The sequence below is a fragment of the Enterococcus innesii genome (genome assembly GCF_022846515.1).
Taxonomy (GTDB): Bacteria; Bacillota; Bacilli; order Lactobacillales; family Enterococcaceae; genus Enterococcus_D; species Enterococcus_D innesii.
This window is the reverse complement of record NZ_AP025635.1, coordinates 922,363-934,982: the sequence shown is the minus strand read 5'-3', so window position 1 is coordinate 934,982 and position 12,620 is coordinate 922,363. Positions and strand designations below refer to the sequence as shown.

The following is a 12,620-nucleotide window of genomic DNA, read 5'->3' as shown; positions in this document are numbered from 1 at the left end:
GTGGCAGAAATGAAAAAGAATTTACGTTACAACTTAATCTGGCTCGCTCTGGCAGCTATTCTTTATTTCGGATTATTTGCAGCTTACAACGGCGGGATGATCAATCTGTTTTCTGACGCCATCATTGTCAATATCGGGATCAACATTATTTTGGCAGTCAGTTTGAATCTGATCATTGGTTTTTCAGGGCAATTCTCCTTGGGACATGCCGGGTTCATGGCTATCGGTGCTTATGCTGGCGCGATCCTGTCGGCAAGCAATCCAACCTTTGGCGGCTTTTTAACTGGTTTATTGGTGGGAATGCTGGTTTCAGGTGCAGTCGCATTAGTAGTTGGGATTCCGACCCTCCGTTTAAAAGGTGACTATCTAGCGATCGCTACCCTAGGTGTGGCAGAGATCATTCGGATCTTGTTGGTGAACTTACGAGGCTTGACCAATGGTCCTGCAGGAATTTTCGGATTGCCTCAATTCAGTAATTGGCAGATCGTCTTTCTCTTTGCCGTTTTATCGATTCTTGTCGTGTCAAACTTTATCCATAGCGGACCTGGTCGAGCGACTTTAGCGATTCGAGAAGATGAGATCGCTGCAGAATCGATGGGGGTCAACACAACGAAATACAAGGTAATTGCGTTTGTAATGGGAGCAGTGATGGCAAGCATTGCTGGTACCCTTTATGCCAGCTATCAGCAGTCGGTTTTCCCACGAGATTACGGTTTTATGAAATCGATCGATGTCTTGATCATCGTCGTTTTTGGAGGGCTTGGGAGTACCACAGGAGCAGTTGTTTCGGCAGTAGTGCTAGGAATCTTAAATATGTACTTGCAAGGCTTCTCTGATTTGCGCATGATCATTTATGCATTGGCTTTGATCATCATCATGATCTTTAAACCAAGCGGACTTTTAGGAACCTGGGAATTCTCCGTAAAAGGACTGCTGGATAAATTTAGAAAAAAGGGGGATGACAACGATGCCTCTATTAGAAGTTAAAAGCTTAACGAAAAACTTCGGCGGTTTAGCTGCTGTTTCTCATGTAGACCTCCATCTAGATACCAATGAGCTGGTCGGGTTGATTGGACCAAACGGAGCCGGCAAGACAACGCTCTTTAACCTCCTGACAGGTGTGTATGAGCCTAGTGAAGGCGAAGTGCTTTTTGAGACCCAAGGTAAGCCAAAACGTTTAAATGGCGTGAAGCCTTATAAAATCGCGGATTTAGGCCTTTCAAGAACCTTCCAAAACATTCGCTTGTTTAAAAACTTGACCGTGATGGACAACGTTTTGATCGCTATGAACAGTAAGCATAAGGAAGGACTACTGACGAGCATCTTGCGTTTGCCAAAGTATTACAAAAACGAAGAATCCATGAAGAAAAAAGCCTTAGAGCTGTTACGGATCTTTGATATGGATGGAAAAAGTCAAACGTTAGCGAAAAATTTGCCTTATGGCGAGCAACGCCGTTTAGAGATCGTACGCGCATTAGCTACAGAGCCAAAAATTTTGTTTCTTGACGAGCCGGCAGCGGGGATGAATCCTCAGGAAACAACAGAACTGACAAAGCTGATCTATAAGATCCAAAAAGATTTTCAATTGACGATCCTCTTGATCGAGCATGATATGAGTTTGGTCATGGAAGTGTGCGAACGGATCTATGTACTGGAATACGGGCAAGTCATCGCCCATGGTGAACCAGAAGAGATCAAAAACAATCCACGGGTAATCGAAGCCTATCTAGGAGGGGAAATCTGATGCTGGAAATTCAAAATTTAAGTGTTCACTACGGCATGATCCAAGCAGTTCATGATGTTTCCTTCCACGTCAATCAAGGAGAGATCGTTTCGCTGATTGGTGCCAATGGTGCCGGAAAAACCACGATTTTACGGACGATTTCTGGATTGATCCGTCCTTCAAAAGGCTCCGTCACTTTTGAAGGAAAGCAAATTGAGAAAGAAGCACCGCAAAAAATCGTCGCAAACGGCTTGTCGCAGGTGCCAGAAGGGCGGCACGTCTTTTCCGGTTTGACGGTTCAAGAAAACTTAGAGATGGGCGCCTTCTTGCGTAAAGACAGTGGTGTCAAAGAAGACTATGAACAAGTTTACCGCAAGTTTCCTGTATTGAAAGAACGCCTCTCGCAAGATGCGTCGACATTATCTGGCGGTGAGCAGCAGATGTTGGCAATGGGGCGGGCATTGATGTCAAAACCGCGCTTGCTTTTGCTGGATGAGCCATCGATGGGCTTGGCACCAATTTTTATCAAAGAAATTTTTTCCATCATTCAAGAAATCAAGCAGCAAGGAACGACTGTGCTGCTGATCGAACAAAATGCGAAAATGGCTTTATCGATTGCCGATCGCGGCTATGTATTAGAAACGGGGAAAATCGTTTTAGAAGGTACTGGAGAAGAATTACTAGCAAGTGATGAAGTAAGAAAAGCGTATCTAGGAGGTTAAACAATGAGCGTAAGTGATTTTATGACGAAGACGGTCATCACCGTCGATTCACAAACACCGATCTTTGATGCAATAGATGTGATGAAGCAGCATGATATCCATCGTCTGCCCGTCGTTGACGATGGTAAATTAGTAGGGCTGATCACAGAAGGAACGATCGCTGAAGCAACTCCCTCAAAAGCGACAAGCTTAAGCGTTTATGAAATGAACTATCTCTTAAATAAAACGACGGTCGCTGATATCATGTTGAAAAAAGTGACCACGATTGAACCAGATGCACTATTAGAGGACGCCATTTCCGTCATGCGTAGTGAGAACGTGGGGGTTTTACCAGTCATGGATGATGATGCCCTAGTGGGAATCATTACCAACAATGATATTTTTGATGCCTTTTTGAAAATCACTGGCTACCACGATGGCGGGACCCGAGTATCGATCGAGATCACGGACGACCATGTAGGGGTTTTAGCAGACGTGACGAAACTCCTTGCTGATCATCAAATGAGTATTTTGACGATTGTGGTAAATCGGATGGCACTAAAAACAGTTGTTGAGATCCAAGTAGAATCACGGCAAGTCGCAGCAATCGAGAAAATTTTAAGCGATGCAGGTTATACCGTGACGAGTGCTGTCTTGACGAACCAGAAGTGATCTAAGGAAATGTAGCTGATCGTAAAGATTGGCTACTTTTTTTATTTCAAGAAGAGATTTTCTTTTTCTTTTGCTGCTTTTCTGTTAAAATAGGAAGGTGCTGTAAAGAAAGAGGTGCAACCATGTCTAAGAAAAATAAAGATATCGAAGTCCGTATTGAAGAAACAACAAAAGCCATTCATGGCAAAGACTATACCGTCAATGAATTGTTTATCGGTAAAAAACGCATCGGTGAGATTTTAACAACTGGACCAAAAGAATTTCAAAGCTTTTTAGGGGATGAAGATCTAGGTTCGAGCAGAAGCTTAGAAGCTGCCATCGAGATGATTATTCGCCAATGGAATTTACATGAATAATTTCTAGAAAAAATTACTTTTTGCTCTTGCAATTTGTTATCTTTTTCGGTATTATAACTATTGTCAGGTTTGAGAAAAACCTTTTGGAGGAGTAGCGAAGTGGCTAAACGCGACGGACTGTAAATCCGTTCCTTAGGGTTCAGTGGTTCGAATCCACTCTCCTCCACCATTATTGGGGTATAGCCAAGCGGTAAGGCAACGGACTTTGACTCCGTCATGCGTTGGTTCGAATCCAGCTACCCCAGTCAAAGAAATACGTAGAAAAAACAGCAAGCAGACTTGCTGTTTTTTTTGTTATTTAAAAAGAATCGTTTTTTTTATAAGTACTTAGGGAAATAGGAAGCTGATGAGAAAGAAGCAACTTTCAACGTGCAAGTTTCTACGAAAAAGCAAAAAGTGGTTACTTTAGGGCATTTCTATTAAGCAGGCATGGGGTTGCCGTCCATTCTTTCACGTAAGTCTCTTTCAGAGAATTTAAAATATTTGGGCATTTTTGGTTCTGTTTGGTATACTTAGGCAAATCAGTTCCTTTACGAGAACCATTTTTTTTGCATGAGAAACGAATGATGACAGGAATATTACCGATTCTCGGATATGATAACTTTACTAGATGGGGGCTTAACGAAGATGGGGAATGAAACAACTTGGGAAAACATAGATCGCCTTTATCTGTTGTGTCAACCAATCATGCAGGTAGAATCGCTAAGTCAGCAGGAGCTGAATGGCTATGAAGTCTTACTGCGTAGCGAGAAGAACAACCGCTTCCCACAGCAAGAATTCAGTACAATGATTCAAACTGAAAGCGGCAATCAGCAATTGATGGAATGGTATGCTAAGGAATTGCGGCGTTTGTGTCAAAAAAAGCCGGAAACCCGCTTTAGTGTCAATATTCATCCACAACAGCTGCTGTGGCAGTCAACGTGGTCCTTTTTTGAAACGATGGCTGTTCATAAGGAGCAGTTGCAGATTGAATTGACGGAGCATCCCGTACGCATACAGCAGGAGTCATTTGATTTGTCTAGCGCCCTCGCAAAAATCAAAGCCTATGGCTATGTGATTGCGGTCGATGATATCGGTTGCGGGCAAAATACCCTCTCGTTGGTCTTTGCCAATCTTGCCAGCGTTGATTGTTTGAAATTTTCGTTGTTACCGTTTATTCAGCTTGATGAGGAGATTGGCTTCAGCTTTTTGGCTTGTTGGTTGAAGGTTGCCCAAAAATATCAGCTTGAGCTGATCGTTGAAGGCATTGAGAACCGCGAAAAAATGGTACAGTTGCTTGAGATGGGGGTGCATTTGCAACAAGGGTATTTATGGTCTAAAGGAGAGCGATTGTGATGGAATGTTAGAACGAGGCGTGCTTTTGGCGTTTGGTTTGCCGCTGATGATTGCCAGTTTACTGGTGACCGCAGATGTTTTTGTACGAAGTGTGCAAAAAATATCGGTTTCTCGTCCATTTAAGTATTTTATTATTGGTATTCTGACGTTTACGCATTTGTATTTTATTCTTTCTTTTTCAATGAATTCAGTTGGGTTTATCTGTTATCAATACACAACTGCTTTTATAGCGAGTCATTTTTTCTATGGTGATCGTGGTAAGATCTTGATTTTGATAACGCCGTGTATGGTCGTCTTTTATTTGTGGTTTGTCGGTTTTTCTGATGTGGATAAAGCTTTTTATCTTCCATTATTCGGAGTTGGGTTCTTTGTCCTTGATTTTCTTTTATCAAAACTCAAGCGAATCCGTCCGCAACAGCAATTTTATTTGATGTATTTTTTGACCTGTCTGCTCTCACCGCATTTTTCGATGCTGGTGCATCATACGACGACCTATGACTGGGAAGCGATGCTGGCAGTATTTGTTGGTTCTTTTGTGCTGTTGGGCGGCTTTATGTGGCTTCATCGGTTGATTGAAGGCGAAGAGTACCAAGTACTGGCAGAGTTGGCGAATAGTAAGATCGATGCGTTGACCGGCTGCTTCAATTATGGGACCTATAACCACGATCTGCTTCAAGCCGTTTCACAGAAAAAGACTGTGACGATCGCCATGATTGATCTCGATCACTTCAAAAAGGTCAACGACCGTTATGGTCATATCGCCGGAAATGAGTTGTTAAGAACCTTTGCCTCACGGACGACTACTTTTTTAGAGGCGCATTTTGCCGAGACCTTTTCCTTTTATCGTTATGGCGGAGAAGAGTTCTGTCTCGTGATCGAAGGGGATGTCAAAGAAAAGACCGTAGCTGCGATGACGACACTGTGTCAAACCATTTCCAGCAGTATGTTTCCTGTGGCCAATTTTGAAAAAGGGACGATGTCTTTGTCTTGCGGCGTTGAAGCGAGTACATTTTGTCATGGCGATATCTTGGCAGCTGTTGAAAGAGCCGACCAAGCCCTCTATCTCGCAAAACAAAGTGGTCGAAACCGGGTGTGCACCTTGCCTGAAACGTAAAAAATAATGGAAAAATAATTTACACAAATTCACAAAGAATTAAATGTTTATGCACAAAAAGTTAGTAATAATAAAGAAATAATGTTATTTATTTATAAAATATACATTTTGATCATTTTATTTATTTTGAGAATCTTCTTATATCAACAAAAAGATTGAAAATATGTATAATTTCTGGTAAATTATTTTAAATCAAGAGTGATAGAAACTGTCAATGATAAATAGTGATCCTTACTTGATGCTCCGTCCGCTTTTCCATGAAACATCTTTGGAAATGTTCTGTCGAATCAGCAAGTAAGGGTTCTTTTTTTTAGAAAGGAAGCGCAGGAAATGGCAAATACGCTGGTTGTCAATACACTCGCAAATTTAGGTGCAATCATCATCAATATTTACTTGTTGTTCAAAGTCAGTGATGGCTTCGTAGGGCAAGGGACTTTCAAAGCAAAGCAGATCGCAGCGGCGATTGTTTGTGAAACCGTGGTAGGGATGTTGCTAATGAACTTCTCTTATGTCGTATATGAAACAAGATTTGACCTGCGCTTTTTGCTTTACGCTTTTTCTATGAAGTATCTGGGCTGGAAGGTGACCGTACCAACGATGTTCAATCTAGCGTTAGGTCGTTTTTTGTTTGAAGTATCAAAATCTTCTTGGTTGAACTTATATCTCAGTTTCTTTTTGATGGTGACCCTGACGTTTCTCCATGCTTGGGCCAAGCGGCGGCTTAGTGACAAACAAGAGTTGATTTTATCGATCACCTACTTGATTGTTATCTCCTTTCTATTTGGCTGCTATTTGACTGGTGATATTCAAAAAACGACCTTAATTTATATAGTTTATGGCATTCTTGCTTATACGTTGGCGTTTTTCCTTTACTCAATATTAAATGATATGCAGCGCATTTTGGCTTTAGTCAAAATCGATGATTTGACGCAGTTGAACAACTTTCGTAAGTTTCAAGAGGACCGCCAACGCCTAGATACGACCGAGGTGGACTTATCGATCGCTTTGATCGATATCGATCATTTCAAAAATTACAATGACCGTTACGGACACCGTGCCGGGGATGTGATTTTGCAAGAAATCGCTCGTATTTTTTTGAACTACTGTACGGCTAGCAATCCGGTCTATCGCATCGGTGGGGAAGAGTTTGCGATCTTGATCCAAGGAGACGCACAGGCTGCTGCTTATCTCCTCGAAAAAATCCAAAAGCGCATCCGTTACCAAGAAATCATCTTGGATGCCGGCGATTCGGTCAGCATCACGTTGTCGATTGGGATCGCACAACGGCAAAGGGGCGAGCTGCTGATGCAAACACAAGAACGTGCCGATCAAGCATTGTATCGCGCCAAGCGCAGCGGTCGCGACCAACTCTGTCTTTACTGATGGGGTTGGCTTCTTTTCTTTTTTTGTTTTCAAAAATACTACCTTAAATGAGGAACGCATATGGAAAATAGTTTAATCATGATTCCTTCGCTAGAACCTGACCACAAACTGCTGGCTCTGGTGGAGAAAATTCGTTTGCATAACCAGCACCTGCCGATTTTGGTCGTGGATGATGGCAGTGGATCAGCTTATCAGTCTGTCTTTTCGGCGTTGGAACAGCAGTTTGGCTGTCAGGTTTTGACCCATCCAAAAAATCTTGGAAAAGGCGCAGCTATCAAAACCGCCCTCACCGAAGTGCTGACAAATCAGCCAGCTGTTGAATTTATGGTGACCATTGATTCGGATGGGCAGCATGAGTATACCGATATGATGGCTTGCTTAACCAAGGCACAAGCCCATCCGGACAGCATTATTTTAGGGACCCGATCCTTTGGCAAAGAAGTCCCCTTGCGGAGTAAGTTCGGCAACATTTTGACCCGAAATATCCTACGTTTAGCGACTGGTCTTGCCATCGAGGATTCGCAGACGGGTTTAAGGGTTTTCCCTCGGAAATTCATGACAGATTTGTTGGCGATCTCAGGTGAGCGCTTTGAATATGAAACGAGGATGCTGATCGAAGCCCAGAAGCGGGGGTGGCCGATTCTCTCGCAACCGATCGCCACCATCTATATTGAAGAAAATGCGTCTTCCCATTTTCGGGTCTTGGCAGATTCTGTCGCTATCTATAGCGTCTTTTTGAAGTATTTGTTTTCATCTGTGGTCTCCTTTTTTGTCGATGTGATCGCCTATGCGTTATTGATCCATTTCTTGTCTGTCATCGATCTGTCCTCCATCGTGATCGCTTCGCTGGGGGCCCGATTGATTTCGGCGATCGTCAATTATTACATCAATCGTGAGCTTGTTTTTGGTCAACGGACAAAGAACAGTATGTTGCAATATTTTTTATTGGTGATCGTACAGATTTTGCTGTCCTCTTTCCTCGTCTACTTGATCTATTTGATCCTGCCAATCGGGGATTCTGTGTTGTTAAAAATAGGCGTCGATTGCCTGCTCTTTTTCTTTAGTTACCATGTGCAAAAAAATGTCATCTTTAAGGAGTGATTGAGGTGGAACAAAAACGTTTGCCTTGGGCGAAAAAAGTCGTTTACTTTCTGGCGTTTGTCTTTTCGCTGATCTATTTATCATGGCGGGGGCTGTATACATTGCCATGGCACGAGTCTTGGTTTGCCCTGCTGTTTGGTTTGCTGCTTTGGGGCAGTGAGATCGTATCGAACTTTACGGGCTTGCTGTTGATTTGGAACAAAAACAAAGCAAAGCCTTTTGAAAAACCGATCGTGCCAGAAGCCGACTATCCAGCGATCGATGTGTTGATTGCGACCCATAATGAAGAAGTGCCGCTTTTATTAAAAACGGTCAATGCGGCAGTTCATATGAAATACCCCGATCCCAAAAAAGTTCACATCTACTTGTCAGATGACACCAACCGTCCAGAGGTCAAAGCACTGGCAGATAAATTTGGCATCGGCTATATCGGGTTGACAGGCAATCAGCATGCCAAGTCAGGCAATCTCAATCATGCATTATCAAAAACCAATTCGCCGCTAGTGGCGACCTTTGATGCAGATATGATCCCTTACTCAGATTTTTTGCTGGAAACAGTGCCATATTTTGTGGCAAATCAGCAGGAACGCCGTAAAGACCAGACCATCAAACCGTTGGGCTTTGTCCAAACACCGCAAAGCTTTTATAATGCGGATCTTTTTCAGTACAATCTTTTTTCAGAAGCGGCAATCCCTAACGAGCAGGACTTCTTTTCCAGAGAAGTCAATGTTTTGAACAACGCCCATGATACAGCTATTTATACAGGTTCCAATACGGTGATCGCACGAGAAGCGATCGAAGCCGCTGGCGGATTTCCGACGGACACGATCACGGAAGATTTTGAATTAGGCGCCTTGATCAATTGCCAAGGTTATCGCAGTTTATCAACACTGCAGCCAATGGCCAGCGGTCTGTCTCCAATTGATATCCCAAGTGCCTTAAAGCAGCGGATTCGCTGGGGAAGAGGAGTGGTCCAAAGTGTCCACAATCTCCATCTTTTCAAAAACAAGACGTTGTCTTTGGCGCAAAAAATGGTTTTCTTAAACAGCTATTTGTATTGGTGGTCGTTTTTACGGCGGTTGCTGTTTATTTTCGCGCCGATTTTGTACACCGTCTTTAATGTAAGGGTCGTAGAGACCAACTTTTGGGTCTTGTTGCTGTTTTGGCTGCCAAGCTATACGTTCTTGCATTTGGCGATGCAGGATTTGAGCAGTGATATTCGAACGCAGCGCTGGGGCGAGATCCAGGAAACGATTTTTGCACCTTACCTAGTGATTCCTGTCTTTTTACAAGCCATTGGCATCAAAGAGACCCGTTTCAAAGTGACCAATAAAGCAGCAACTCAGTCTAAAAAAGACTTGTTGTTTGTGGTGCCGCATTTGTTGCTGTTGATTTTGACGATTATCGGCTTAGTGAAGTTTAATTACGGCAAATTCGGCTCAGAGATTTTCTACGGCAGTGTGTTGACCTTCTGGCTGCTGACCCATTTCTTTAACTTAACCTTTGCGGTCTTATTTTATCTCGGTCGCCCGATTTACCGAACGACGGAACGGTTCAGAGCCCATTATCCTGTTGAAGTTTCCGACCAAGACGCCAGCTATTCTTTGATGACAGAAAATATCTCAGAAAACGGCATGTCCTTCGTTTCTGACGTTCCTCTTTATTTTCCGCCAGATGCGCAGCTGACTTTTAAAATAACCCGTAATGGCTACCAAGCAGAGATGACGGGAAACGTCGTCCGCGTTTTTTCAGGCAAGGATCGCTGGGTCTATGGGGTTGCTTTACACCAATTATCAGAAAAAGACTACTTGGCTTATTTGCAGATCATTTATGATGGCTTCAATCAAAGCCTGCCGGTTCTGCGGGACCCGTGGATGACCTTCTTTGATAGTCTTTTTGAAAATCTCGGTAAGCATCTGCTGCAAGCCAAACAAAAGCCATTGCCGCCTCAACGAGTGCCCATACTGACCATTGATCAGAAATGGCACTTTGATGAAGGAACCTATGTGGTCACAACATTTGGTTTTGACCAGCTCACGTTGGCAAAAATAGAAGAAGTCGAGATGCCGGCCCATCTAACCTTACCGATCAGTAATCTTGTGCTTCACGCTGAAAAAGCAACGCTTCAACCAACAGAAAATCAAGTGATTTATCAAGTAAGCAATCTTTCCGAGCTGCGTTTTACAGCAGCCTTTCAAGAATGGGTAGACAGCTTGTTGAGAAAGGAGGAAGATGATGATCGAGATCCTGCTGCGATTTAGTCTTTTTGGTTTATCATTAGCTGGCTATGCCTATCTTTTTGTACGAGTTTGCCATTTTCCCAAACACATCAGCTGGATCGCTGCTTGCTGTTTGCCGATCCTCGTTCTTTCCTTTATCGCATATGGTCCCAAAGGATGGTTGATTCGGGGGGCATGGGTTTTATTTGGTCTTGGTTTACTATTATGCGTTTGGCGTTTTTGGCAGGAGCGCTATCAGGTACGTTGGGGCTTGCAAGAGCCCATCCTGCTGTGGTTTTACGGCTATTTTGCTTTGTTCGTTTTAACCTTGCTTCACAGTCATTTGACCCACTATGACAACTTCTCCCATTGGGCGACGATCGTTAAATTCCTTTATACGCAGGGACAATTGCCAACGGCAGCCGATGCCATCATCAGTTTTACTTCCTATCCTTTAGGCAGCTCGCTGTTTGTTACTTATACAGCGATCATTGTTGGCTATCATGAGAATGTCTTGCTGATTGGTCAATTGATTTTGATTTTCTGTAGTCTGTATAGTTTCTTTGCGATTATTCGTGATCCGAAAAGAAAGCTGGCTTTTGCCCTGATCTTCACCAGTATGGCGGTTTTCAATTATTTTAATATTGCGATTCGAATGAATAATTTGTTAGTAGACTTTATCCTGCCAGTGTTGACTTTAGCTGGCATCGCTGGCTTATTCGCTTTAAAAGGCAACGTACTACCGTCGATCGGTTTCTTTCTTTTGATTGGCGCCTCTCTTGATTTGGTCAAAAATAGCGCCGTCTTTTTTCTGCTGATTTTAGGCGGCTATTTACTAGTCTGCTTGTGGCAGGCATCAGTTCGTTGGCGGCAACGGCTGGGCATGATGATTGTAGGATTAGCTGCCATTGGGCTATCTGTCCTGCCAGCGATTCTTTGGAACCTGCATGTCAAAGCGAATTTTCCTAAATCGAAGCATGAAGTCAGCGTGACCGCATATAAACAGATTTTTGGCGAAAAGGATTCTCAGATACTGCAGCAGATTACGGATGTTTTTGTCAAAACGATCACGGATGTTGCGACGATCTCCACGCAAGGGATTCTCTTGATCCAGGTCATTCTGTTGGGCAGTTGGCTATTTGTCCGATTTATCATGAAAAAACGCAATCCATTTTTCAAAGAACTGCTGTTGATCGATGGTATCATTGGGGGGTATTATTTAGGAATCTATGCCATGTTCTTGTTCTCGATGCCCACTGATGAAGCATTGTCTTTGGCAGGGTTCGATCGCTATGCCTCAAGTATCGTGATTTTAGCACTTGGCTTAATGACCTTTTTCATGGTCAGAGGCATTGATCATTTGTATCATGAACAAGCGATCGATCGGCGAAACTACCGTAGTTTTGCCAGCTTGACCACGAAAAAAATCTATCAATACAGTACCTTAATTCTGTTATTTTTTGCGACATTGCTGATCCTTTCAGAAAATAATGGCATGCGTTATACCAATCGTGAATATGCTGCTTCGATTCCAGCACAAGTTTCAGCCGTTACTGGCGATCACTTTGACCTAAACGAGAAAAAATATTTGGTGGTCAGTACTAACAAAGAAGCAGTAGATAGCTACTTAGTTGGCTATGTCGGAAAATATTACTTGTTTTCACCTAATGTCGATGGCCGAGAGAATTTCCTCTTATCAGATGCAGATTTTCGCACACTATTAAAGCAATACGATGAAGTCGTCGTCTTAGAAGAGCACTATACCTTTAATGCCATGACGATGAAGCTAACAGGCAAAACCTTTGCCCCAGGCGTTTATTCGGTGGCGGAGGTGTTGGGGCGTTAAGGGAAGGAATTGCTCAAGCGTGTCTCGTTATTAGAGAATCAAAAGTTAAAATACCAATGAAACAGACGACAGTTCGTTTGTTCATTGGTATTTTTTTTCTGTTCCCACTGAGTAATATCCTCTATACTATGAAAATACCAAGGGACATGTAAATAATCTGGATTAAACGA

General features: G+C 42.9%; 11 protein-coding genes and 2 tRNA genes. All 13 read left to right on the top strand.

Annotated elements, in window-relative coordinates:
• Window positions 1–9 precede the first annotated feature (9 nt).
• The 13 genes from ENLAB_RS04310 (at window position 10) to ENLAB_RS04250 (ending at window position 12,450) form a co-directional block, all read left to right on the top strand.
• Window positions 10–987 (top strand): branched-chain amino acid ABC transporter permease, encoded by a 978-nt coding sequence (locus tag ENLAB_RS04310; RefSeq protein WP_005228744.1) that lies wholly within the window; start codon window positions 10–12, stop codon window positions 985–987.
• On the top strand, window positions 968–1,744 hold the full coding sequence (locus ENLAB_RS04305; protein ID WP_008380898.1) for an ABC transporter ATP-binding protein: 777 nt from the start codon (window positions 968–970) through the stop codon (window positions 1,742–1,744). Before ENLAB_RS04310 ends, ENLAB_RS04305 begins: the two co-directional genes overlap by 20 nt.
• Window positions 1,744–2,445, top strand: coding sequence for an ABC transporter ATP-binding protein (locus ENLAB_RS04300; protein WP_005234392.1), 702 nt, complete (start codon window positions 1,744–1,746; stop codon window positions 2,443–2,445). The genes ENLAB_RS04305 and ENLAB_RS04300 overlap by 1 nt, the downstream gene beginning before the upstream one ends.
• A gap of 3 nt (window positions 2,446–2,448) precedes the next feature.
• Complete coding sequence (locus ENLAB_RS04295; RefSeq protein WP_008380901.1) at window positions 2,449–3,096, top strand: CBS and ACT domain-containing protein; 648 nt, start codon at window positions 2,449–2,451, stop codon at window positions 3,094–3,096.
• A 122-nt stretch (window positions 3,097–3,218) separates the two neighbouring features.
• A complete protein-coding gene (locus ENLAB_RS04290) occupies window positions 3,219–3,452 on the top strand; it encodes a DUF2969 domain-containing protein (protein ID WP_005228752.1) in 234 nt (77 codons plus the stop codon).
• A gap of 85 nt (window positions 3,453–3,537) precedes the next feature.
• Window positions 3,538–3,621, top strand: a tRNA-Tyr gene (locus ENLAB_RS04285).
• Window positions 3,622–3,625: 4 nt separating this feature from the next.
• Window positions 3,626–3,697: transfer RNA gene (locus tag ENLAB_RS04280), tRNA-Gln, on the top strand.
• A gap of 382 nt (window positions 3,698–4,079) precedes the next feature.
• A complete protein-coding gene (locus tag ENLAB_RS04275; RefSeq protein ID WP_077452886.1) occupies window positions 4,080–4,787 on the top strand; it encodes an EAL domain-containing protein in 708 nt (235 codons plus the stop codon).
• 4 nt (window positions 4,788–4,791) lie between these two features.
• The gene (locus ENLAB_RS04270) at window positions 4,792–5,901 is read left to right on the top strand and encodes a GGDEF domain-containing protein (protein WP_244352801.1); all 1,110 of its coding nucleotides are present in this window, start codon (window positions 4,792–4,794) and stop codon (window positions 5,899–5,901) included.
• A 330-nt stretch (window positions 5,902–6,231) separates the two neighbouring features.
• Window positions 6,232–7,284, top strand: a complete 1,053-nt coding sequence (locus ENLAB_RS04265) for a GGDEF domain-containing protein (RefSeq protein ID WP_096741539.1) — start codon at window positions 6,232–6,234, stop codon at window positions 7,282–7,284.
• Between the two features lie 60 nt (window positions 7,285–7,344).
• Entirely contained in the window at window positions 7,345–8,385 is a 1,041-nt protein-coding gene (locus ENLAB_RS04260; RefSeq protein ID WP_077452883.1) for a bifunctional glycosyltransferase family 2/GtrA family protein, read from the top strand.
• Window positions 8,382–10,646: a glycosyltransferase family 2 protein gene (locus ENLAB_RS04255; protein WP_244352800.1), complete on the top strand. Its 2,265-nt coding sequence runs from the start codon at window positions 8,382–8,384 to the stop codon at window positions 10,644–10,646. The genes ENLAB_RS04260 and ENLAB_RS04255 overlap by 4 nt, the downstream gene beginning before the upstream one ends.
• Complete coding sequence (locus ENLAB_RS04250; RefSeq protein ID WP_244352799.1) at window positions 10,621–12,450, top strand: glycosyltransferase family protein; 1,830 nt, start codon at window positions 10,621–10,623, stop codon at window positions 12,448–12,450. Before ENLAB_RS04255 ends, ENLAB_RS04250 begins: the two co-directional genes overlap by 26 nt.
• Window positions 12,451–12,620 lie beyond the last annotated feature (170 nt).